General features: G+C 74.0%; 20 protein-coding genes. 9 read left to right on the top strand and 11 right to left on the bottom strand.

The genetic code is table 11. The annotated features are described in order from the left end of the window. The first annotated feature begins 22 nt into the window (after nucleotides 1-22). The 4 genes from DLJ47_RS27800 (at nucleotide 23) to DLJ47_RS27785 (ending at nucleotide 5,504) form a co-directional block, all read left to right on the top strand. A complete protein-coding gene (locus tag DLJ47_RS27800; RefSeq protein ID WP_109904291.1) occupies nucleotides 23-1,390 on the top strand; it encodes a formimidoylglutamate deiminase in 1,368 nt (455 codons plus the stop codon). Further along, complete coding sequence (hutI, locus tag DLJ47_RS27795) at nucleotides 1,387-2,592, top strand: imidazolonepropionase (protein ID WP_109904289.1); 1,206 nt, start codon at nucleotides 1,387-1,389, stop codon at nucleotides 2,590-2,592. The genes DLJ47_RS27800 and hutI overlap by 4 nt, the downstream gene beginning before the upstream one ends. Beyond that, nucleotides 2,589-4,124 (top strand): histidine ammonia-lyase, encoded by a 1,536-nt coding sequence (gene hutH, locus DLJ47_RS27790; RefSeq protein ID WP_109904287.1) that lies wholly within the window; start codon nucleotides 2,589-2,591, stop codon nucleotides 4,122-4,124. The genes hutI and hutH overlap by 4 nt, the downstream gene beginning before the upstream one ends. 102 nt (nucleotides 4,125-4,226) lie before the next feature. After that, a complete protein-coding gene (locus DLJ47_RS27785) occupies nucleotides 4,227-5,504 on the top strand; it encodes a DUF6891 domain-containing protein (protein WP_109904285.1) in 1,278 nt (425 codons plus the stop codon). An 11-nt stretch (nucleotides 5,505-5,515) separates the two neighbouring features. Here the strand turns inward: DLJ47_RS27785 and rdgB are convergent, their stop codons facing one another. From rdgB to DLJ47_RS27740, 9 genes are all read right to left on the bottom strand, one after another. Beyond that, nucleotides 5,516-6,133 carry an RdgB/HAM1 family non-canonical purine NTP pyrophosphatase gene (gene rdgB, locus DLJ47_RS27780; RefSeq protein ID WP_109904283.1) on the bottom strand — a complete coding sequence of 206 codons (618 nt, stop codon included), beginning with the start codon at nucleotides 6,131-6,133 and terminating at the stop codon, nucleotides 5,516-5,518. After that, nucleotides 6,130-6,855, bottom strand: a complete 726-nt coding sequence (gene rph, locus DLJ47_RS27775; RefSeq protein ID WP_088995704.1) for a ribonuclease PH — start codon at nucleotides 6,853-6,855, stop codon at nucleotides 6,130-6,132. Before rph ends, rdgB begins: the two co-directional genes overlap by 4 nt. Nucleotides 6,856-6,932: 77 nt before the next feature. After that, nucleotides 6,933-7,679 carry an MBL fold metallo-hydrolase gene (locus DLJ47_RS27770; RefSeq protein ID WP_109904281.1) on the bottom strand — a complete coding sequence of 249 codons (747 nt, stop codon included), beginning with the start codon at nucleotides 7,677-7,679 and terminating at the stop codon, nucleotides 6,933-6,935. Nucleotides 7,680-7,904: 225 nt separating this feature from the next. After that, a complete protein-coding gene (locus DLJ47_RS27765) occupies nucleotides 7,905-8,870 on the bottom strand; it encodes a PLP-dependent cysteine synthase family protein (RefSeq protein ID WP_109904279.1) in 966 nt (321 codons plus the stop codon). 10 nt (nucleotides 8,871-8,880) lie between these two features. Continuing rightward, a complete protein-coding gene (locus DLJ47_RS27760; protein ID WP_109904277.1) occupies nucleotides 8,881-9,237 on the bottom strand; it encodes a MoaD family protein in 357 nt (118 codons plus the stop codon). 71 nt (nucleotides 9,238-9,308) lie between these two features. Beyond that, nucleotides 9,309-9,797, bottom strand: a complete 489-nt coding sequence (locus tag DLJ47_RS27755) for a Mov34/MPN/PAD-1 family protein (RefSeq protein ID WP_088995708.1) — start codon at nucleotides 9,795-9,797, stop codon at nucleotides 9,309-9,311. A gap of 53 nt (nucleotides 9,798-9,850) precedes the next feature. After that, nucleotides 9,851-10,345, bottom strand: coding sequence for a DUF2017 domain-containing protein (locus DLJ47_RS27750; RefSeq protein ID WP_172899546.1), 495 nt, complete (start codon nucleotides 10,343-10,345; stop codon nucleotides 9,851-9,853). 61 nt (nucleotides 10,346-10,406) lie between these two features. Next, a complete protein-coding gene (clpS, locus tag DLJ47_RS27745) occupies nucleotides 10,407-10,697 on the bottom strand; it encodes an ATP-dependent Clp protease adapter ClpS (RefSeq protein WP_088995710.1) in 291 nt (96 codons plus the stop codon). Between the two features lie 148 nt (nucleotides 10,698-10,845). Further along, nucleotides 10,846-12,414, bottom strand: a complete 1,569-nt coding sequence (locus DLJ47_RS27740; protein WP_109904275.1) for a hypothetical protein — start codon at nucleotides 12,412-12,414, stop codon at nucleotides 10,846-10,848. Nucleotides 12,415-12,615: 201 nt separating this feature from the next. Here DLJ47_RS27740 and DLJ47_RS27735 point away from each other — a divergent pair, with 201 nt between their 5' ends. The 4 genes from DLJ47_RS27735 to DLJ47_RS27720 all read left to right on the top strand — a co-directional run bounded on the left by DLJ47_RS27735 (nucleotide 12,616) and on the right by DLJ47_RS27720 (nucleotide 18,520). After that, complete coding sequence (locus DLJ47_RS27735; protein WP_109904273.1) at nucleotides 12,616-15,294, top strand: helix-turn-helix transcriptional regulator; 2,679 nt, start codon at nucleotides 12,616-12,618, stop codon at nucleotides 15,292-15,294. A 16-nt stretch (nucleotides 15,295-15,310) separates the two neighbouring features. After that, nucleotides 15,311-16,612 carry a nicotinate phosphoribosyltransferase gene (locus DLJ47_RS27730; protein ID WP_109904271.1) on the top strand — a complete coding sequence of 434 codons (1,302 nt, stop codon included), beginning with the start codon at nucleotides 15,311-15,313 and terminating at the stop codon, nucleotides 16,610-16,612. A gap of 28 nt (nucleotides 16,613-16,640) precedes the next feature. After that, nucleotides 16,641-17,222, top strand: a complete 582-nt coding sequence (locus tag DLJ47_RS27725; RefSeq protein WP_109904269.1) for an isochorismatase family protein — start codon at nucleotides 16,641-16,643, stop codon at nucleotides 17,220-17,222. 65 nt (nucleotides 17,223-17,287) lie between these two features. After that, a complete protein-coding gene (locus tag DLJ47_RS27720) occupies nucleotides 17,288-18,520 on the top strand; it encodes an MFS transporter (protein ID WP_109904267.1) in 1,233 nt (410 codons plus the stop codon). A 476-nt stretch (nucleotides 18,521-18,996) separates the two neighbouring features. Here DLJ47_RS27720 and ctaD read toward each other — a convergent pair whose 3' ends face one another. Both ctaD and DLJ47_RS27710 read right to left on the bottom strand, forming a co-directional pair. Beyond that, nucleotides 18,997-20,754: an aa3-type cytochrome oxidase subunit I gene (ctaD, locus tag DLJ47_RS27715; RefSeq protein ID WP_109904265.1), complete on the bottom strand. Its 1,758-nt coding sequence runs from the start codon at nucleotides 20,752-20,754 to the stop codon at nucleotides 18,997-18,999. A 177-nt stretch (nucleotides 20,755-20,931) separates the two neighbouring features. Beyond that, nucleotides 20,932-22,038, bottom strand: coding sequence for an FAD-dependent monooxygenase (locus DLJ47_RS27710; protein ID WP_109904263.1), 1,107 nt, complete (start codon nucleotides 22,036-22,038; stop codon nucleotides 20,932-20,934). A gap of 308 nt (nucleotides 22,039-22,346) precedes the next feature. Here DLJ47_RS27710 and DLJ47_RS27705 point away from each other — a divergent pair. Further along, nucleotides 22,347-23,114: GH12 family glycosyl hydrolase domain-containing protein (locus DLJ47_RS27705; RefSeq protein ID WP_109904261.1), on the top strand; the 768-nt coding region annotated here is incomplete at its 3' end.

Here is a 23,114-nt window from a genome sequence, read left to right as displayed (position 1 = left end):
AGCTCGACAGGAGGCGAACGAGGTGACCGCGACCCACTGGCTCGCCGAGTACGCCTGGCTGCCCGAGCACGCCGAGCCCACCGCCGACGTGCTCATCGAGACGGACGGCGGCCGGATCACCGCCGTGATGCCGCTGACCGTCGGGAGCAGGCAGCCCGCGGGCGTCGAGGTGCTCGGCGACGCCGTCCGGCTGCCCGGCCTGACCCTGCCCGGGCTGGCCAACGCGCACTCGCACGCGTTCCACCGGGCGCTGCGCGGGCGCACCCAGGGCGGCCGGGGCGACTTCTGGAGCTGGCGCGACCAGATGTACGCGGTCGCCACCCGGCTGGACCCGGAGTCGTACCTGGCGCTGGCCCGGGCCGCGTACGCCGAGATGGCGCTGGCCGGGATCACCTGCGTGGGCGAGTTCCACTACCTGCACCACGGCCCGGACGGCACGCCGTACGCCGACCCGAACGCGATGGGCGAGGCGTTGGTGGCGGCCGCCGCCCAGGCCGGCGTGCGGATCACCGTGCTGGACACCTGCTATCTGACCGCCGGCGTCGACGGCCGGCCGCTCACCGGCCCGCAGCGGCGTTTCGGCGACGGCGACGCGGTGCGCTGGGCCGAGCGGGCGGCGGCGTTCACGCCGGCCGGCGGGCACGCCCGGGTCGGCGCCGCGGTGCACTCGGTACGGGCCGTCCCCGCCGAGCAGTTGAGCACGGTGGCCCGGTGGGCGCGGGAGCGGGACGCGCCGCTGCACGTGCACCTGTCGGAGCAGCCGGCCGAGAACGATGCCTGCCGGGCGCTGCACGGCTGCACCCCGACCCGGCTGCTGGCCGAGCACGGCGTGCTCGGCCCGGCCACCACCGCGGTGCACGCCACCCACCTGACCAGCGGTGACCTGGGGCTGCTCGGGGAGCACCGCACCGGGGTCTGCCTCTGCCCCACCACCGAACGCGACCTGGCCGACGGCATCGGCCCGGCGCGGCGGATGGCCGACGCCGGTGTGCCGCTGAGCCTGGGCAGCGACAGCCACGCGGTGGTCGACCTCTTCGAGGAGGCCCGCGCGGTGGAGCTGGACGAGCGGCTGCGTACCCGCCGGCGGGGGCACTTCGCGGCCGCGGAGCTGATGACGGCGGCGACCGCGGACGGGCACGCCGCGCTGGGCTGGACGGACGCCGGGCGGATCGCCGTCGGGGCTCGGGCCGACCTGGTGACGGTCCGGCTGGACAGCGCCCGCACCGCCGGCGTACCCCCGGTCGGGGTGTTCTTCGCGGCCGGCGCGGCGGACGTCACGCACGTGCTGGTCGACGGGCGACCGGTGGTACGCGACGGGCGGCACCTGACCGTCGACGTGCCGGCCGAGCTGAGCCGCGCCGTGACGGCGGTGACCGAGGTGGCGCCGTGAGCAGCCTGCTGGTCGACAACATCGGTGAGTTGGTCACCAACGTGCCCGGCCACGGCGAGGGCGGCCCGCTGGGCCTGCGCCGCCGGGCGGCGGTGCTGGTCGAGGCGGGCGAGGTGGTCTGGATCGGCCCGGCCCGGGACGCGCCAGCCGCCGACCGGCGGATCGACGTCGGCGGGGCGGCGGTGCTGCCCGGCTTCGTGGACAGCCACGCCCACCTGGTCTTCGCCGGCGACCGGGCGGCCGAGTTCGCAGCCCGGATGAGCGGGCAGCCGTACACCGGGGGCGGGATCCGCACCACGGTGGCCGCCACCCGGGCCGCCGCCGACGACGAGCTGCGCGGCACCGCCCGCCGGCTGCGCGGCGAGGCGCTGCGGCAGGGCACCACCACCATCGAGGTCAAGAGCGGGTACGGCCTCACCGTCACCGACGAGGCCCGCTCGCTGCGGATCGCCGCCGAGGTCACCGACGAGACCACCTTCCTCGGCGCGCACGTGGTGCCCGCCGAGTACGCCGACCGGCCGGACGACTACGTCGGGCTGGTGTGCGGGCCGATGCTGGCCGCCGCCGCCCCGTACGCCCGCTGGGTGGACGTCTTCTGCGAGCGGGGCGCGTTCGACGCCGACCACACCCGGGCCATCCTGACCTGCGGGCAGGCCGCCGGTCTCGGGGTGCGGGTGCACGCCAACCAACTCGGCCCCGGCCCGGGGGTACGCCTCGGGGTGGAGCTCGGCGCGGCCAGCGTCGACCACTGCACCCACCTGACCGACGCCGACGTCGACGCGCTCGCCTCGACCCGGGTCGACCCCGGCGACGGCGACGGGCCGCACACCACCACGGTGGCCACCCTGCTGCCCGGCGCCGAGTTCTCCACCCGCTCGCCCTATCCGGACGCCCGCCGGCTGCTCGACGCCGGGGTCACCGTGGCGCTGGCCACCGACTGCAACCCCGGCTCGTCGTACACCTCCTCGATGCCGTTCTGCGTGGCGCTCGCCGTCCGCGAGATGCGGATGACCCCGGCGGAGGCGGTCTGGGCCGCGACCGCCGGCGGCGCGCGGGCGCTGCGCCGCGACGACGTCGGGGTGCTGCGCCCCGGCGCCCGGGCCGACCTGGTCGTCCTGGACGCCCCGTCCCACCTGCACCTGGCCTACCGGCCCGGTGTCCCACTGATCCGTCAGGTCCTGCACAACGGAGTGCCCCAATGAGCGTCACCATTCAGTCCACCGGAATCTCCGCCGCCGACGTGCTGGCGGTGGCCCGCGGCGCCGCGAAGGTGGTCCTCGACCCGGCCGCGGTGGAGGCGATGGCCACCAGCCGGGCGATCGTGGACGGCATCGAGGCCGCCGGCCGTCCCGTCTACGGGGTCTCCACCGGGTTCGGGGCGCTCGCGAACACCTTCGTCGCGCCGGAGCGGCGGGCCGAGCTGCAGCACGCGCTGATCCGCTCGCACGCCGCCGGGGTGGGCGCGCCGATGCCGCGCGAGGTGGTCCGGGCGATGATGCTGCTACGGGTCCGCTCGCTCGCGCTGGGCCGCTCCGGGGTCCGCCCGCTGGTCGCCGAGGCCCTGGTCGACCTGCTCAACCACGACATCACCCCGTGGGTGCCGGAGCACGGCTCGCTCGGCGCCTCGGGCGACCTGGCGCCGCTGGCGCACTGCGCGCTGGTGCTGCTCGGCGAGGGCTGGGTGCTCGGCCCGGCCGGCGAGCGGGTCGACGCGGCCGACGCGCTGCGCCGGGCCGGGCTCAAGCCGGTCGAGCTGGCCGCCAAGGAGGGCCTGGCGCTGATCAACGGCACCGACGGCATGCTCGGCATGCTGCTGCTGGCGATCCACGACGCCGCGCACCTGTTCACCATGGCGGACGTGACCGCCGCGCTGGCGATCGAGGCGATGCTCGGCTCGGAGCGGCCGTTCCTGCCCGAGCTGCACAGCATCCGGCCGCACCCGGGTCAGGCCGCCTCGGCGGCGAACATCCACCGGCTGCTGCAGGACTCCCGGGTGATGGACTCGCACCGCGACGACCTGGCGCACGCCGTGCAGGACGCGTACTCGATGCGGTGCGCGCCGCAGGTGGCCGGGGCGGCCCGGGACACCCTGGAGTTCGTCCGCACGGTGGCCGGGCGGGAGCTGGTGTCGGTGGTGGACAACCCGGTGGTGCTGCCGGACGGCCGGGTCGAGTCGACCGGCAACTTCCACGGCGCCCCGCTCGGCTTCGCGGCGGACTTCCTGGCCATCGCCGCCAGCGAGGTGGGCGCGATCGCCGAACGGCGGGTGGACCGGCTGCTGGACGTCACCCGGTCCCGGGAGCTGCCGGCGTTCCTCTCCCCCGACGCCGGGGTCAACTCCGGGCTGATGATCGCCCAGTACACCGCGGCCGGCATCGTCGCGGAGAACCGCCGGCTGGCCGCGCCCGCCTCGGTGGACTCGCTGCCGACCAGCGGGATGCAGGAGGACCACGTCTCGATGGGCTGGGCGGCGACCAAGAAGCTGCGCACCGTGCTGGACAACCTGACCAGCGTGCTCGCGGTGGAGCTGCTGGCCGCCGTACGCGGGCTCCAGCTGCGCGCGCCGCTGACCCCGTCACCGGCCGGCCGGGCCGCGGTCGAGGCGCTCGGCGGGATCGCCGGCGAGCCGGGGCCGGACGTCTTCCTCGCCCCGCTCATGGAGGCGGCCCGAGCCGCGCTCACCGGCCCGGAGCTGCGGGCCGCCATCGAACGCGAGATCGGCGCGCTCGGCTGATCGGGTACCGGGCTCAGCCGCGGCGGGCCGGTCCGACGACGTCCGCCCCACCGGCCCGAGCCGGTGGGGCGCTGTCGGTGGCCGTTGCTAGCGTTCGCCACCGTGACCGACGACGACGCCGTGCCGACGGCTGATGCCCACGCCACCCCTCACGCACCGGACGTCGAAGGGCGCGCGCTCGACGACCAGATCCGGGCCTTCGTCCGCCGCCAGGTGGCGCTGGCCGAGCTGCCGGCGGCGGCCCTCGTCGCCGAGACGGTGGAGCATCTGGACGGCGAGGCCGATCCGGCCCGGGTCGCCGAGCTGGCCTGGCCGGTGGTGGGCGAGGAGCTGAGCGCACACCTCGCCGCGCAGGAGAGCTGGCCGGAGCTGACCGACAGCGACCGGCTGACCGCCGCCTTCCGGGCGCTGACCGCCGCCGGCATCGTCGCCCGGGAGGACTTCGCCTGCTGTCAGAACTGCGGCCTCAGCGAGATCGGCGCGGACGTGCCGCGGTCGATCGTGCCGCGCGGCTACGCCTTCTACCACCGGCAGGACGCCGAACGCGGCGTCGACGGGGAGGGCGTGCACATCGCGTACGGGCTGTTCGAGCAGCCGCCGTCAGCCGCCGTCGGTGAGGAGGTGGCGGCGGCCCTGCGGGCGGAGGGCCTCACCGTGCGATGGGACGGCGAGACGGGCAACCGTATCCACGTGCCGATGGTGTGGCGGCGTCGCCGGGTGGGACGGCTCGCCGCCGTACCGGCCATGGTGGACGACGACATCGATGTCGACGTGGAGCTGCTCGGCGGGTGGACCGGGGCGCACGCCGCCGGGGACGGGCCGACGCCCGCGGGCCGCCTCACCGCCCTGCACCTGCCGTGGCTGCCCGCCGCCGTCCCGGTGCGCCTCACCTGCGAGGGCCGGTCCGTGACGGTCCGGCGCGAGGGCGACACCCTGGTCGGGGCGTACGCCGACCCGGGCGTGCCGGAGCTGACCGTCGGCCGGTACGACGGCATGGAGCTGGTACGGCGGCTGCGCGGCCTGCCGGCGGGCGGCGTGTCGGCTCCCGCCCCGGTCGGCTTCCTCGAGGTATCCGCCGAGCACACCGGCGGCTCCGACCGGGACGTACCGATGGACCTGGCGGAGGTGCTGGCCCTGGTGCGGGCCATGCGCCCGCTGAGCTACGACTTCATCACCTGCGTCGGCCGCTCGGGCGGCTGCGTCCAGACCACCTGGCAGCCCGGTGGCCTCTGGGTGGAGGAACTGGACGCCGACGCGGCCGTGTCCGTCGGGCGGTACGCAACCCTGACCGAGGTGGAGCGGATACTCACCGTGCTGGCCGTGGAGGACCGGGTCGCGGTGCCGGAGCTGGGTGACCTGACCACGCTGCGGCACCGCTGAGCGATTGGCGGTCAGGTGGTCGGCGGAAGGACCTTGGCGGCGAGCTTGGCCAGCTCGCGCAGGGCCTTGCCGCGGTGGCTGACCGCGTCCTTCTCCTCCGGCGTCAGCTCGGCGTTGGTCCGGTCCTGCCCGTCGCCAAGGAAGATCGGGTCGTAGCCGAAGCCACCGTCGCCCCGCGGCGACCGCAGCAGCCGGCCGGGCTGCCGGCCGTCGACCAGGTGCTCCTTGCCGCCCGGCAGGACCAGCGCCACCGCGCAGACGAAGGACGCGCCGCGGTGCTCGTCCGGCAGGTCGCCGATCTGGTCCAGCACCAGCTGGAGATTGGCCTGGTCGTCGCCGTGCCGGCCGGCCCAGCGGGCGCTGAACACCCCGGGCATCCCGTTGAGCGCGTCGACCGCCAGCCCGGAGTCGTCGGCGATGGTCGGCAGGCCGGTACGCCGGCAGCCCTCCCGCGCCTTGATCAGGGCGTTCTCGGCGAAGGTGAGGCCGGTCTCCGGCAGTTCCGGGTACTCCTCGACGTCGTCCAGCCCGAGCAGCGCGATCCGGTGCGCGCCGAGCGCGGCGTCCAGGATCCGCTGCAGCTCGATGAGCTTCTTGCGGTTACGGGTGGCGAGCAGGACCTTGTTCATGACAGCGCCTTCCGCTGAGCCTCGGCCAGTTCCACGCACCCCGCCACAGCCAGGTCGAGCAGGGCGTCGAGTTGCTCGCGGGCGAACACGCCCGCCTCCCCGGTGCCCTGCACCTCGACGAACTCGCCGGCACCGGTGCAGACCACGTTCATGTCGACCTCGGCGGCCACGTCCTCGGCGTAGTTGAGGTCCAGCCGCGGCTCGCCGGAGATCACGCCGACACTGATCGCGGCCACCGAGCGGTGCATCACCTTCTCCGGCTTGCCGGCCAGCGCCTTGCGCTCGGCCAGCCAGGTCACCGCGTCGTGCAGGGCCACGTACGCGCCGGTGATCGCGGCGGTCCGGGTGCCGCCGTCGGCCTGGAGCACGTCGCAGTCGAGCACTATCGAGTTCTCGCCGAGCGCCTTGAGGTCGATGGACGCCCGCAGGCTGCGGCCGATCAGCCGGGAGATCTCGTGGGTACGCCCACCGACGCGGCCCTTGACGCTCTCCCGGTCGGAGCGGGTGTTGGTGGCCCGGGGCAGCATCGCGTACTCGGCGGTGACCCAGCCGAGCCCGGAGCCCTTGCGCCAGCGGGGCACCCCCTCGGTGACGCTGGCGGTGCAGAGCACCCGGGTGTCGCCGAACTCCACCAGGACCGAGCCCTCCGGGTGGGTGCTCCAGCCCCGGGTCAGCGTCACCGGTCGGAGTTGGTCGGGCCGCCGCCCGTCAGGTCGCGCCATGCCTGCACCCTATGCAATGCGGTGATCGAACCGTCCCGGGGTGTCCCGAACCGACCGGCGCCCGCCGGCCGCGGGCGTCAGATGTCGTAGCTGGCGCCGGGGCGGACCACCTCGAGCGGGCCGGCGTACGCGGCGGCGGCCGAGGCGACGGTGTGCGCCTCGCTGCCCCAGGCGGCCACCAGGTGGGTCAGCAGCAGCCGGCCCACGCCCGCCTTGGTCGCCGCCTCGCCGGCCTCCCGGCCGGTCAGGTGCAGGTCCGGCGGGTTGTCCACGCCGTCGAGGTAGCTGGCCTCGCAGAGGAAGACGTCGGCGTCCTGGGCCAGCCGCAGCAGCGCGTCGCAGGGCGCGGTGTCGGACGAGTAGCAGAGCACCCGGCCGCCGTGCTCCAGCCGGACGCCGTACGTCTCGACGGGGTGGTTGACCCGGTCGACGGTGACGCTGAACGGGCCGATCGGGAACGTGCCCGGCTCCAGCGCGTAGAACTGGTAGACGTCCTCGACCGTGCCGTCGTCCTGGCCGTAGATGGCCGAGAGCCGGTCCGGCGCGCCGGCCGGGGCGTACACCGGCAGCGGCGGGTACGGGCCGTCCGGGGCGTACCGGCGGACCACCACGTACGACGCGGCGTCGAGGATGTGGTCGCAGTGCAGGTGGCTCAGCAGGACGGCGTCCGGGGCCTTCAGCCCGGCGTAGCGCTGGAGGGTGGACAGCGACCCCGACCCGAAGTCGACCAGGAGCCGGAAGCCTTCGGCCTCGACCAGGTACGCGGAGCAGGGGGACTCGGGCCCGGGGAAGCTCCCGGCGCTGCCCAGCACCGTCAGTCGCATGAGGTTGTCTCACTGTCACGGTGCGTAGTGCTCGCGCCGGCCCAAGCTCCGTCGATGATCTCTACCGACGCGTACGCCACGCTGCGCAGCCTACGCTGGCGCGCCCAGGGGCAAGAATGATCCGCTGGAAGTTGTCACCAACGTGACACCCGCTCCGACCGGCGGCCGGGACACGCCGGGGCCACCGGCGTTCCCGCCGATGGCCCCGCTCCGAACACGCCCGGATCAGGCCCAGAGTTGCCCCTCCAGAGCGTCCTCGGCGTCGGCCAGCGTGCCGCCGTAGGCGCCGGTGGAGAGGTACTTCCAGCCGCCGTCGGCGACCACGAACGCCACGTCCGCGCGCCGGCCGTCGCGGACCGCCTCGTGCGCCACCGCCAGGGCGGCGTGCAGGATGGCGCCGGTGGAGAAGCCGGCGAAGATGCCCTCCACCTCCACCAGTTGCCGGGTGCGCAGCACCGCGTCCCGGGTGCCCACCGAGAAGCGGCGGGACAGCACGCTCGCCTCGTACAGCTCCGGCACGTAGCCCTCGTCGATGTTGCGCAGACCGTAGACCAGTTCGCCGTAGCGCGGCTCGGCGGCGACGACCTGGATGCCGTCGACCTTCTCGCGCAGGTAGCGCCCGGTGCCCATGAGCGTGCCGGTGGTGCCCAGGCCGGCCACGAAGTGGGTGATGGTGGGCAGGTCGTGCAGCAGCTCCGGCCCGGTCGTCTCGTAGTGCGCCCGGGCGTTCGCCTCGTTGCCGTACTGGTAGAGCATCACCCAGTCGGGGTGCTCGACGGCGATCTGCTTCGCGGTGGCGACCGCCTGGTTGGAGCCGCCGGCGGCCGGCGAGAAGATGATCTCCGCGCCGTACATCCGGAGCAGCTGCACCCGCTCGGTCGAGACGTTCTCCGGCATCACGCAGACCAGCCGGTAGCCGCGCAGCTTCGCCACCATGGCCAGCGAGATGCCGGTGTTGCCGCTGGTCGGTTCGAGGATGGTGTCGCCGGGCCGGAGCCGGCCCGCCTCCTCCGCGGCGCGGACCATGAACAGCGCCGCCCGGTCCTTGATGCTCCCGGTCGGGTTCCGGTCCTCCAGCTTGGCCCAGAGGCGTACCGGCGGCGCCCCGGCGGGCACCGTCGGCGAGAGCCGCGGCAACCCGACCAGGGGCGTGCCGCCACAGGCGTCGAGCAGGCTGTCGTACCGCGCCATGGCGGCCGCCTCAGCGGGCGGTCGGGGTGCGGCCGCCGGCCCGCGTGGCGAGCGCGTGCTGGGCGATCGCGGCGGCGGCCGCGAAGCCGAACGCGCCACCGGCCACGGCCGGCAGGATGGTGACGCTGTCACCGTCGGAGAGCTTGGCGTCGAGCGCGCCGAGGAACCGGACGTCCTCGTCGTTGACGTAGACGTTGACGAACCGGTGCAGCGCGCCGGCCTCGGTGACCAGCCGGCCGCGCAGCCCGGCGTGCCGGGAGTCCAGGTCGGCGAGCAGGTCGCCCAGGGTGTCGCCGGTGCCCTCGACGACCTTCGCGCCGCCGGTGTAGCTGCGCAGGATGGTGGGGATGCGAACCTCGATGGCCATGATTGTCGTGCTCCTCTTACGGGTGTGCCGGACGGTGACGGGACGTGGAACGGGTGTTACGGCGCCGGGGGTCAGCGGCCGGAACACTCGTAGTCGACCGTCGCCGGGCTCTGCCCGAACATGTAGGACTGCACGGCATGCGGGTCCACCCCCGCGTCGAGGATGCGCACCGGCTCCTCGGTCACCACGCCGTCGACGATCCGGAACGAGCGGATCTCCTCGGTGTCGGGCTCCCGGGTGGAGACGAGCAGGTAGTGCGCGCCCGGCTCACCGGCGAAGGAGACGTCCGTCCGGGACGGGTAGGCCTCCGTGGCGGTGTGCGAGTGGTAGATGACTACGGGCTCCTCGTCCCGGTCGTCCATCTCCCGCCACACCCGCAACTGCTCCATCGAGTCGAACTCGTAGAAGGTCATCGAGCGGGCGGCATTGTCCATCGGGATGTGCCGGGTGGGGGTGTCGCTGCCGGCGGGACCGGCGACCACGCCGCACGCCTCGTCGGGGTGATCCCGACGAGCGTGGGCGACGATCGCGTCGACGATCGACCGGTCGATGCTCAGCACGCGTCCCAGCCTAACTCGTGCCGGGCGGCAGCTTAAGGTGGTGCCGGTCACGCCTAGTCGATCAAGGCGTTGAGCAGCGACTCCTGGAGATATCCGAGGTACGCGTAGACCGACAGTTGGAACACCCGGCTGGAGGTCGGATCCTCGGCGACCGCGTCGTCGAGCTCCTCGCCGAGGTCGGTGCCGTCCTTGATCTCCAGCCGTACACCCATCGCCAGCCGGGCGTCGTTGAGCGCGCGCAGCCACGCCTCGGCCGCCTCGGCGTCGAGCCGGACCTCGCCGCCGGCCTCGCCGGGCAGCGCGGCCAGGATCGCCCCGGCCTGGTCGATCTTGGCGGTCTTCAGGTCGCCCTCGGTGTACCGGCGGAACTCGGCGGTGCCGCCCGGGTCGTCCGGGTAGACCTCGGGGAAGAGCCGGCAGACCACCGGGTCGGAGTGGTCGAAGCCGTCGGTGAGCAGGCCGACCACCTCGGAGGCCACCTTGCGGAGCACCCGCACCTCGTCGGCGGCGAAGGTGGCGACGTAGCGGCCGCTCTGGCGGCGGAACATGCTCACAGGACCATCCCCGTTCGCGACTGCGGGGCTCGCAGACCCGGCTCACTCCTCGCGTTCACGAGCGGTCCACCGTCGCCCAGAGCCCGTACGCGTGCAGCTGCGACGCGTCGTGCTCCATCCGCTCGCGGGCGCCGCTGGAGACCACCGCCCGCCCCTTGTGGTGCACGTCGAGCATGAGCCGCTCGGCCTTCTCCCGGCTGTAGCCGAAGAGCTTCTGGAACACCCACGTCACGTACGTCATCAGGTTGACCGGGTCGTCCCACACGATCGTCACCCACGGCCGGTCGGCAGCCGGCACCTCTTCGGTGTCCGGCGTCTCGACCGGTGCAACCTGCGGAGCCGTCATGCCCCCCATCGTGCCACCGCTGTCGGCGAACCGAGGAACCGGAACGCCGGGCCGGTGCGGATCACCGTGAGCGGCCGCCCGCACCACGCGTCGGGTGAGCGCGGCGGCACCCCCGCTGGGGCGGCCGGCCGGGGCTGCGGGGCCGCCGTCAGGCGAGCAGGATGCCGTGGTCGACCGCATCGGCCAGCACCGCGGAAAGCGAGAGGCGGACCACCTCGAACCGCCGGGAGACCTCCCGGGACAGCTCCAGCTCGATCTCGCGCAGCGCCCGCTGGGCCCAGGCGCGGGCGGCGTTGGCGTCGTCGTTGCCGGGGCTGCGCCAGTGCTGCCAGCAGCCGCCGGAGAGGGCGACCGCCACCGGCGGCAGCACCTCGGCCCGGGGCGCGCCGGGATAGCCGGCGAGCGCGTCGACCGCCGCCGCTCCGGTCAGCCCGGCCACCCCGGCCGTGCTGGTGACCAGCAGCACCCGGTCGAGGTCCTGCCCGGCGGGATGGTCGGCGAGGCCCCACCGCACCGCTGCCAGGATCCGCCGGCGTACCCCCTCGGGCAGTGGCGCGCCGAAGACCAGCCCGGCGCACTCCTCGACGACGCCCCGCACGGCCTGGTCGCACTGGGCGGTGGCGAGCAGCGAGAGCGCTTCCATCTCGCGGTCGAGCAACTGTGGCAGGCCGGCGCAGCCGACCCCGAAGACGATCTCCTGCACCACCCGCAGGTGGGTGTTCGCCAACTCCAGCGCGAGGTGCTGACGGATCCGCCGGGCGCACGAGCGGGCCCGCCGGTCCAGCCCTTCGGACCAGTCACCCGGCTCGGCGAGCACCGGCACCCGGCCGTGCGCGCCGGGCAGCACCGGCGGTTCGGCGCTGGCCCGCCGCAGCCCCTCGTCGGCGGCCCAGCCGACCAGGGCCCGGCGCAGGTCGGCGCCGTCGTCGTCGCCGACCGGGAACCAGCGGGCGTCCGCCAGCCGCGGCACCGCGGACAGCAACGCCGCGCGGTGCGCCGCGACGGTGACCGCGACCGGGTCGACCGTCTCGGCGCCGGGACCGTGAGGGGCGGCCCCGGTGTCGGCCGGCGGGACGGACGCCCCCGCGTCCTCCGTCGTCGCCGCGCCGTCGGGCACCGGGGCCCAGCCGGTGGCGCCCGGGGTGACCGCGAAGAAGACCTCGACCTCGGCCCGGGCGACCTCGGCGAGCAGGTTGAGCTCCGCGGCGGTGAACGCCTGGTCGGCGGCGATCACGAAGAGCAGCGCGCCGGCACGGCCGATCGCGTCGAGCAGCAGTGGACCGCCGGCCACGCCGAGGGCCCCGGTGTCGGGCGTGTCGACCACGTTGAAGTGCCGCAGCAACGGATCCGGCAGGCTCAGCTCCACCCGACGCGGTGGCCGGGCCAGCGCCGGACCGGCGGCGAGCGGGTCGGCGCCGTAGGAGTGCGGCTGCCGGTAGCCGGGCACGTACGCCGCCCGGGTCGACACCCGGGCATGCCGCACCACCAGCCAACTGCCGGCGGGCACGGCGAGCATCGCCCGGTGCACCCGCAGCAGGCCGGCGAGCACCTCCGGCCGGCCGGCGCCGGCCGGGCCGGCCGCGACCACGGCCAGCGGTTCCTGCGGCCCCGGCTCGGTCACCCCGACCCGGGTGGGCAACGGCCCACACCGTGGCGCGTCGGCAGGCCCGGCCGTGTCATCGGGCATGTCGACACCAGGAAGAGGACCCGACTTCATCGGTAGACGGCCTCCAAGGCAGGCGGCCGGTTGCGGCCGGCCGCGTGGAAAATCCGGTTCGCACCCCCGGATGCCGGAAGCGTACGGGCGTTTTGACCCCCCAGCCGAACACTTCGGATACTCAGCGGTAATCACGAGATTACTCAACTTCGGTGCGTGACGATCTGCACGCGGACGGAATCCGGTCGATATGCTGCCCGGATGAGTCGGTGGAGTTTCGTCGGCCGAACAGATGAGCTCAACCGTCTGTTGTCGGCGGTGACCGGCACGGAGGGACGCGGGATCTTCTTCAGCGGCAGCGCGGGCATCGGCAAGAGCCGGCTGCTGCGGGAGGGGGTGGCCGCCCTCCCCCGCGACGGGTACGCGATCTGGTCCATCGCGGCCAGCGCCACCACGGCCGCGCTGCCGTTCGGCGGGCTGGTCCAGGTGCTCCCGGCCGAACAGCCGCAGGGCCTCTCCCCGGCCGGCATCCTGCGCTGGGCGGTGGACGTGCTGCAACAGCAGGCCGCCGGCCGCCGGATCGTGCTCGCGATCGACGACGCCCACCTGCTGGACCCACCCTCGGCCGCGCTGGTGCACCTGGTCGCCCGGGCCGAGAACGCGATCGTGATCGGCACCCTGCGCAACGGCGAGCAGATCCCGCTGCCCATCCGGGCACTCTGGACCGACGACCTGGTCGACCACGCCGAGCTGAGCCCGATGGCGCCGGCCGACACCGCCGGGCTGCTCGCCGCCATCCTGGAGGGTCCGGTCGACGCCGCCTCCGCCGACCGGTTGGGCCGGCTCTCCGCCGGCAACCCGCTGCTGCTGCGCGAGCTGGTGCACGCCGCCGCCGGCAGCGGGGAGCTGACCCGCACGTACGGGATCTGGAAGTGGACCGGCCGGTTCGAGCTGGCGCCCAGCCTGACCGACCTGATCGACACCCGGATCGGCCAGCTCACCCCGGGCGTGCGGGCGGTGGTGGAGCTGGTCGCCTTCGGCGAGCCGCTCGGCCTGCACCTGCTCAACCAGGCCGTCGACCCGGCCGACGTGGAGACCGCCGAGGAGCGCGGCCTGATCACCATGGTCCAGCACGACCGGCGGCTCAACGTCCGGCTGGCCCACCCGCTCTACGGCGAGGTCATGCGCCGGCAGTGCCCGGTCAGCCGGACCCGACGGTTGCAGGCCCGGCTGGCCGAGCTGCTGGAGCAGGTCGGCAAGCGCCGCCGCGACGACCTGCTCCGGGTGGCCGTCTGGCGGCTCGACTCGGGCACCGCGCAGGACCCGGCCATGCTGCTCGACGCGGCCGGGCAGGCGTTCGCCCGGTACGACGTACCGCTGGCGACCCGGCTGGCCCGCGCGGCGCTGGACGCCGGGGGCGGGTTCGACGCCGCGGAGCTGCTGGCCACCATCCTGATGTTCGCCGACCGGCCGGACGAGGCGATCGCGGTGCTCGACGCGGTCTCCGCCGACATCGAGGGCGACCGGCGGCTCAGCCGCTGGCTGACCGTGCGCGGCATGGTCAGCTACTGGGGGCTGAGCCGGGAGTCCACGGTGGAGGAGATCTCGGCCCGCGGCGCGGCCCTGCAGGACTCCGCCGACCAGGCCCGGGTGCTGGCCTTCGAGGCCATCATGCGGCTGCACCGGCTGGACACCGCCATCGCGCTGCGGCTCGGGCAGACCGTGCTGGACCGGCCGGCGGCCAGCGTCGCGGCTCGGGAACTGGCCCGCAGCACGATCGCCTACCTCCAGGCCGCGCAGGGCCAGCTGCGCCGCAGCGCCACCGCGATCAACCAGGTGCAGGCCGAGGCGGCCCGGTGGCGGGACGACATGCCGTACCTGCAACTCGCCCTGGAACTGGCCCGCGGCACCCGGTTGGCGCTCGCCGGCGACCTGGCCGGGATCGACGCGATCGTGGCTGACGAGTTCGCCGACCTGGCCGGCGCGGGCGACTTCCGGCTCGGCACCGGCTACCTGGCCATCCTCCAGGCGTACGCGGCCCGGCTGCGCGGGCGCAGCGACGAGGCGCTGCGGACCAGCCTCGGCGCCTGCGCGGTGCTGGCCACCAGCCGGGTCTACGCCGGGTTGGCGCAGGCCGAGCGGGCCCAGGCGGCGGCGCTGCGGGGCGACGCGGCGCAGGCGGCCGAGGCGATGGCCGAGGCCGACCGCACCCAGGCGCCCGGCATGGCGGTGCTCTACCCGTGGCTGGAGCAGGCCCGCGGCGCGGTGCTGGCCGCCGGCGGCGACTCCTCCGGGGCGGTCAAGCAGCTGACCTCGCTGGCCGAGCGGCTGCGCACCGACGGGTTCGCCGGCCACGAGGTGCACGTGCTGCACGACCTGGTCCGGCTCGACCAGGCCGACGCCCAGGTCGGCCCGACCTGCTCCGACGGCAGCCGGCGTACCGTCGCCCAGCGGCTGGCCGAACTCTCCGAACGGGTCGACGGGATGCTGCCGCCGCTGCTGGCCCGGCACGCCCGGGCCGCCGCGGGCGGCTCCGCCGACGAACTGCTGGCCGTCGCCGACGGATTCGCCGCGCTGGAGCTGACCGTCTACGCCGCCGAGGCGACCGCCACCGCGCTGCGCCGGCTGCGCGAGCAACGGTCCCCGGCCGCGGCGGCCGCCCGGGAACGGCTCGCCGCCCTGCTCGGCCGCTGCGATCTGGTCCGCACCCCGGCGTTGCAGGCCGGCATGCCGTCGCTGTCCGAGCGGGAGTGGCAGGTGGCCCGGCTGGCGGCGGCGGGGGTGAGCAGCCGGGCCATCGCCGAACGGCTCTTCCTTTCGGCGCGCACGGTGGAGAACCACCTCCAGCGGATCTACAGCAAGCTCGGCGTGACCGGCCGCGCCGAACTGCACGCCGCGCTGCGGGCGATCCCGGGCCACGAGGACGGCGCACCGGAGTGAACTCTAGGCTGGGGCGGTGAGCACCCTTCGCCCCGCGCTGCTGACCGACCACTACGAGCTGACGATGATCAGCGCCGCGCTGCGCGACGGCACCGCCGACCGCCGGTGCGTCTTCGAGGTGTTCACCCGGCGGCTGCCCACCGGCCGCCGCTACGGCGTGGTCGCCGGCACCGGCCGGCTGGTCGAGCTGATCCGTGACTTCCGCTTCGACGCCGACGAGGTCGACTTCCTGCGCCGGACCGGGGTGGTCGACGAGCAGGCCGCCGCCTGGCTGCGGGACTACCGCTTCACCGGCGACGTCCACGGCTACGCCGAGGGCGAGCTCTTCTTCCCCGGCTCGCCGATCCTCACCGTCTCCGGCGGCTTCGCCGAGTGCGTGGTGCTGGAGACGCTGATGCTCTCCGTGCTCAACCACGACTGCGCGGTGGCGGCCGCGGCCGCCCGGATGGTCACCGCGGCCCGCGGGCGCACCCTGATCGAGATGGGCTCCCGCCGGGCGCACGAGGAGGCGGCGGTCGCCGCGGCCCGCGCGGCGTACCTGGCCGGCTTCCGGTTCACCTCCAACCTGGCCGCCGGCCAGCGGTACGGCATCCCGACCGCGGGCACCGCGGCGCACGCGTTCACCCTGCTGCACGACGACGAGCGGGCGGCGTTCGCCTCGCAGGTCGCCACGCTGGGCAAGGACACCACGCTGCTGGTCGACACGTACGACATCACCCAGGGCATCCGCAACGCGATAGCGGTGGCCGGGCCGGAGCTGCGGGCGATCCGGATCGACTCCGGCGACCTGGCTGTGATCGCGCAGCAGTCCCGCGAGCTGCTGGACTCGCTCGGCGCCACCGAGACGAAGATCATCGTCTCCGGCGACCTGGACGAGTACTCGATCGCCGCGCTCGCCGCCGAGCCGGTCGACATGTACGGCGCCGGCACCTCGGTGGTGACCGGTTCCGGCGCGCCGACCGCCGGCCTGGTCTACAAGCTGGTCGAGGTCGACGGACGGGCGGTGGTGAAGCGCTCGGAGCAGAAGGCCACCATCGGCGGCCGGAAGGTGGCCGTACGCCGGCACAAGCCGACCGGCACCGCCACCGAGGAGGTCATCGTCCCGCAGGGCGAACCGGAGCGGCAGCCGAACGACCGGCTGCTGCAACGGCCGTTGCTCACCGGGGGCGAGCCGGTCGAACTGCCGACCCTGGACGAGTCGCGGGAGCACCTGCGGCAGTGCCTGATCTCCATCCCCTGGGAGGGGCTGAAGCTCTCCGCGGGCGACCCGGCCGTGCCGGTCACCGTCGTCCCCGCGAACCGAGCCGGCAAGTCGTAGGCGGACCGAACCGAGAGAGGAGCACCCGGTGGGCAAGGCGCTGATCATCGTCGACGTGCAGAACGACTTCTGTGAGGGCGGGTCGTTGGCAGTCGGGGGCGGGGCCGGCGTGGCGGCCGGCATCACCCGGCTGCTCGCCGCCGAGCCGGACCGCTGGGACCACGTGGTGGCGACCAAGGACTACCACGTCGACCCGGGCGCGCACTTCGGCGATCCGCCGGACTTCGTGGACTCCTGGCCCCGGCACTGCGTGGTGGGCACCCCGGGCTCGGAGTTCCACCCCGACCTGGCCACCGACCGGGTCGAGGCGATCTTCCACAAGGGCGAGCACGCGGCCGCGTACTCGGGCTTCGAGGGGCACACCGACTCCGGCGAGTGCCTGGTCGACTGGCTGCGCCGGCACGGGGTCGACACGGTGGAACTGGTCGGGATCGCCACCGACCACTGCGTCCGGGCCACCGCGCTGGACGCCGCCGAGGAGGGCTTCCACACCACCGTGCTGCTGGACCTGACCGCCGGGGTCGCCCCGGACACCACGGACGTGGCGCTGCGGTCCATGGACGGTGCCGGCGTCAACCTGCGCGGCAAGCCTGTGATCAGGGCCGCATGAGGCGGTAATCGGTTGGCGAGTGTCGTACCCCCGGTCGAGGATGTCCGGCGGAGGTACGGACCGTCGTGAACCTGAAGCCTTACCGGGAGGCACTCGCCCTGCCCGGTCTCCGGTCGCTGCTGCTGGTGGCGGTGCTCGCGCGCGTCCCGCTCACCGCGACCGGGATCACACTGACCTTCTACGTCGTGCAGGACCTCGGCCGAGGCTACGGTGCGGCGGGCCTGGTCGGCGCGGCGATCACCGTGGGCGCGGCGATCGGCGGCCCGCTGCTCGGCCGGCTGGTGGACCGCCGCGGCCTGCGGCCGGTGCTGGTGCTGACCGGGGTCGCCGAGGCGGTCTTCTGGTCCACCGCGCCGCTGCTGTCGTACCCGCTGCTGCTGCCGGCCGCCTTCGTGGCCGGGGCGCTGGCCCTGCCGATCTTCTCGGTGATCCGGCAGTCCATCGCCGCACTGGTCCCGCCGGATCGGCGTCGCCCGGCCTACGCGCTGGACTCGATGTCCGTCGAGCTGTCGTTCATGGTCGGCCCGGCCCTGGCCACCGCGGCGGTCGCTGCGATCTCCGCCCGCACCACTCTCTACCTCGTGGGCGCCGGGATCGTCGCGGCCGGCATCGGGCTCTGGCTGCAGAACCCGCCGATCCGGGCGGCCAGCGAGGCCGTCGGGCCGCGGGTGCGCGTTCCCCGGCGGGAGTGGCTCACCCCGCGGCTGCTCGCCGTCCTCGCGGTGAGCACGGCGGGCACGCTGGTGCTGGGCGGCACTGACGTGGCGGTGATCGCGGTGCTCCGGGAGAGCGGCGAGGTCGGCTGGACGGGGGCGGTGCTGGCCATGTGGGCGGTCGCCTCGCTGGTCGGCGGCTTCGCGTACGGCGCGGCCAGCCGCTCCGTCTCCCCGCTGGCGCTGATGGCCGCGCTCAGCCTGTTCACCATCCCGATCGGGCTGGGCGGCTCGCACTGGTGGCTGCTCGGTTTGGCGCTGATCCCGGCCGGCCTGCTCTGCGCGCCCACCATCGCGGCCACCTCGGACGCGGTGAGCCGGCTCGCGCCGGCGGCCGTCCGGGGCGAGGCGATGGGCCTGCACGGCTCGGCGGTCACCGTCGGCATCGCGGTCGGGGCCCCGCTGGCCGGCGCGGTCATCGACGCGCGGGCGCCGTGGTGGGGCTTCGCCGTCACCGGCGCGATCGGTGTGCTGGTGGCGCTGGTCGTGCTCCCGATCGAGCTGCGCCGCCGCCGCGCCGCGACCCCGCCGGCGCCGTCCGTGCCGGACGCACCCGACGCCGAACTCGCCACCGCCAGCGCCTGACCGGACCGTCCGACCAGAACCGGGGCCGGCGGCGCCCCGGTTTCCGGAGCGGGCCGCGGCCGGAGCGAGGGTACCCGTTGCCTCCGGCAGCCGGCGGGAGCGGGTCATCGCACCCGTTCTCTGCGGCGGCCAGGAGAGCGAGCCGTCGCACGCGGCTCTCCGCGGGCGTCGGCGTCGCCGGGCGCGGCGGCGTCAGCCGGTTGACGGGCAGGCGGGCCTTCCACGGCCTGTTCGGGATGCGAGGTCGCTCGCGAGGGTCCCCCGCGCGACCTCGCCCTGGCGACGGGCGGCTGATCATGCGCGCCCATCGCGGCACGTCGCGTGGCCGGCCGACATACCGCACGTCGAGCAGTGGGGTGGCCGGCCCGACGCCGTGCGCCGGCGCGGAGGCCGAGGCCGCCGGGGGACGTCTCCGCAACGGCGACGGGCGCCGTCCCCGGGTGGGGGGCGGCGCCCGTCGTACGTGGAGCTGAGCGTCAGTTGCGGTCGATGTCGCTGGCGACGTCTTCCCGGTAGCTGGCGCCGCCGTCCGACTCGCTGGTCAGCGGCTTGGCACCGCCCTCGGGCGGGCCGGCCAGGCTCTGGCCGGCGGCCAGCTCGGGGAACTTCTGGTCGAACGCCGGCCGCTCGGAGCGGATCCGCGGCATCCGGTCGAAGTTGCGCAGCGGCGGCGGCGAGCTGGTCGCCCACTCCAGGGAGTTGCCGTGGCCCCAGGGGTCGTCGACCTCGACGACCGGGCCGGCCTTGTACGACTTCCAGCAGTTGTAGATGAACGGCAGCGTGGAGATACCGGTGACGAACGCGCCGATCGTCGAGATCATGTTCAGCGTGGTGAAGCCGTCGCCCGGCAGATAGTCGGCGTACCGCCGCGGCATGCCCTCGTTGCCCAGCCAGTGCTGCACCAGGAAGGTGGTGTGGAAGCCGATCATGGTCAGCCAGAAGTGCACCTTGGCGAGCCGCTCGTCGAGCATCCGGCCGAACATCTTCGGGAACCAGAAGTAGATGCCGGCGAAGACGGCGAACACGATCGTGCCGAAGAGCACGTAGTGGAAGTGGGCCACCACGAAGTACGAGTCGGAGACGTGGAAGTCCAGCGGCGGGCTGGCCAGCAGCACGCCGGTGAGACCGCCGAAGAGGAACGTCACCAGGAAGCCGATCGAGAAGAGCATCGGCGACTCGAAACTGATCTGGCCGCGCCACATGGTGCCGATCCAGTTGAAGAACTTCATACCGGTGGGCACGGCGATCAGGAAGCTCAGGAAGCTGAAGAAGGGCAGCAGCACCTGGCCGGTGGCGAACATGTGGTGCGCCCAGACGCTCATCGACAGGGCGGCGATGGCGACGGTCGCGGCGACCAGGCCCTTGTAGCCGAAGATCGGCTTCCGGGAGAAGACCGGGATGATCTCGCTGATGATGCCGAAGAACGGCAGCGCGACGATGTACACCTCGGGGTGGCCGAAGAACCAGAACAGGTGCTGCCAGAGCATCGGCCCGCCGGTCGCCGGGTCGTAGACGTGGGCGCCCATCAGCCGGTCGGCGGCGAGCGCGAAGAGCGCGGCGGCCAGCAGCGGGAAGACCAGGATCACCAGGAGGCTGGTGACCAGGATGTTCCAGGTGAAGATCGGCATCCGGAACATCGTCATGCCCGGGGCGCGCAGGGTGAGCACCGTGGTGATCATGTTGACAGCGCCGAGGATGGTGCCCAGACCGGAGATGGCCAGACCCATGATCCACATGTTGGCGCCGACGCCCGGGGAGTGCTCCACGCCGCTGAGCGGGGCGTAGGCGAACCAGCCGAAGTCGGCCGCGCCACCCGGGGTGATGAAGCCGGCGGTGGCCATGGTGCCGCCGAAGAGGTACAGCCAGTACGCGAAGCTGTTCAGCCGCGGGAACGAGACGTCCGGCGCGCCGATCTGGATCGGCACGATGTAGTTGGCGAAGGCGAACACGATCGGCGTCGCGAAGAACAGCAGCATGATCGTGCCGTGCATGGTGAACAGCTGGTTGTACTGCTCGGGCGACAGGAACTGCAGCCCGGGCCGGGCCAACTCGGCCCGCATGACCAGGGCCATCAGGCCGCCGATCATGAAGAACACGAACGCGGTGACCATGTACATGATCCCGATCTGCTTCGCGTCCGTGGTACGCAGCAGCCGCGCGATGGCCGAACCCCTGACCGGTGCTCGGACCGGCCAGGGCCGGGTCACGACCGGCTTGGGTGCGACGGTGGTCACGAGTGGCCTCCGGTTCTGGGTTGTCCCGCTCGGCACGCGCTGTTGTCTGCGAGCCGTCATCCGCAAGGAGGATAGTCCCCGGCAGGTGGCAGCGCCGCGTGGGGTGGCCGGGTACCCTCCGCCACCCGGCCCGGCGGCCGGCCACCGGTCGGCGCCCCGGCTCGGCCCGTCGATCCGCTACAGCGGGCCGAGCAGCAGCCGGTAGTGCTCGCCGAAGATCCGGCCGCCGCGGCCGCGCAGCAGCGGGTCGCGCAGCGCCGGCGGGACGTCCCGGGTCCGGTTGCGGTCCCGGGTCCGGTCCCGCACCCATCGGGTACGCGGGCGCCGGCGACTCTCGTACGCGGTCAGCGCGGCCTCGACGCTGCCGGCGGCGCGCAGCGACTCGGCGAGCACCACGGCGTCCTCCAGGGCCATCGCGGCACCCTGGGACAGGGTCGGCGCGGTGGCGTGCGCGGCGTCGCCGACCAGCAGCACCCGGCCGCGGGACCAGCGTCCCAGCTCGACCTCGTCGGTGATCCCGACGTGCACGTGCGTCAGGGAGTCCAGCACCTCCGGCACCGGTCCGCCGTACGAGCCGAAGAGTTCGCGCAGCCGCGCCACCGGGTCGGCCGGCGGCTCGGTGCCGGTCTCGTCGGCGTAGCAGTGCAGCCGCCCGGCGCCGATCGGCACGAGCAGGAAGCCGGCCCGCTGCCCGAGCAGCGCGGTCCACTCGTCGACCGGCGGGCCGTCGCGGACCACGCTGCGGTAGACCACCTGCCCGGTGGGCCGCGGCGGGCCGCCGAGAGCGGCCAGGGTGCGGATCGAGGAGCGCGGCCCGTCCGCGCCGATCACCAGGTCGTACTCGGTGCTGGTGCCGTCGACGAAGGTGACGCCGACCGCGCCGGGCAGCAGGTCGATGGTGCGGACCTCGGCGCCGTGCCGGACGGCGCCGCCGGCCCCGGTGAGCAGCACCCGGTGCAGTTCGCCCCGAGGCAGCGCGCGGCACTCGCCGACGCCCGCCCAGAGCGCGTCGAGGTCGACCTCGCAGAGCGGGGCCCCGGCGGCGTCGAGGAACCGCTGCCGGTGGATGACCTGCCCGAGCGGGCGGACCGGGCCGTCGAGGTCGAGCCGGCGTAGCGCCCGGGCGGCGTTGCCCGGCAGGTAGAGGCCGGTGTCGGCGAGTTCACCCGGGGGAAGCTTCTCGGTGACGTCGGGCCGGAAGCCCGCCATCCGCAGCGCCCGGGCCACGGCCAGACCGGCGATGCCCGCGCCGACGACGAGGATGCGCAGGGGAGAGCCACCCATGGTGGTGTACGCCTCCGGAGGGGTTCGGCACGCGTTGGAGGCAAGACACTACTCGGCGCTACCGACTCGCACCAGAGTCAAATCGGTCCATGCGTGACACTCGTCGGCGGGCCGGCCCGGTCGGCCGGCGGACCGGCGGCCGGCCGCGCGGCGCCAGCGTGACAAACCTCACTTTCTCCGCCAATACCGCAGCACCATTGCGCCAGAGTTTCAGAGGTGTAAATGTGTCGACGAAGCGTGGGAGCGCTCCCGTCCGGGTCTTCGTCCGACACGTCCGGCGTCTTCGACGTCGTATGCCAAGGAGCATCATGAAACGTCCACTCCGGGCCCTCGCGGCGGCCGGCCTGCTCGCCGCCGGGTCGATCGTCGCCGTTGCCCTCGGCGGCACCGCCTCCGCCGACACCCAGATCTGCGAGCAGTACGGCTCGACCACCATCCAGGGCCGGTACGTGGTGCAGAACAACCGCTGGGGCACCAGCGCCCAGCAGTGCATCAACGTCACCGACACCGGCTTCGAGATCACCACGCAGAACGGCAGCAACCCCACCAACGGCGCGCCGACCGCGTACCCGTCGGTCTTCCTGGGCTGCCACTACACGAACTGCTCCCCCGGCAGCAACCTGCCAATCCAGGTGAGCCAGATCAGCAGCGCCACCAGCAGCATCAGCTACCGCTACGTCAGCGGCGCCACCTACAACGCCTCGTACGACATCTGGCTGGACCCGACGCCGAAGCGGGACGGGGTGAACCAGATGGAGATCATGATCTGGCTCAACCGGCAGGGCTCCATCCAGCCCATCGGCTCGCCGGTCGGCAACGCCAGCCTCGCCGGTCGGACCTGGGAGGTCTGGCGGGGCAGCAACGGCTCCAACAACGTGATCTCGTACGTGGCGCCGTCAGCGATCAGCAGCCTGAACTTCAGCGTGCTCGACTTCATCAACGACGTCCGCAACCGCGGCGCGATCACCAACTCCTGGTACCTGACCAGCATCCAGGCCGGCTTCGAGCCCTGGCAGGGCGGTGTCGGGCTGGCGGTGACCTCGTTCTCGGCAGCGGTCAACGGTGGCGGCAACCCG

Source organism: Micromonospora sp. S4605, assembly GCF_003176715.1.
GTDB classification, from domain to species: domain Bacteria; phylum Actinomycetota; class Actinomycetes; order Mycobacteriales; family Micromonosporaceae; genus Micromonospora; species Micromonospora echinaurantiaca.
The sequence above is the reverse complement of the archived record's forward strand: the minus strand, read 5'-3'. Positions and strand labels throughout refer to the sequence as shown.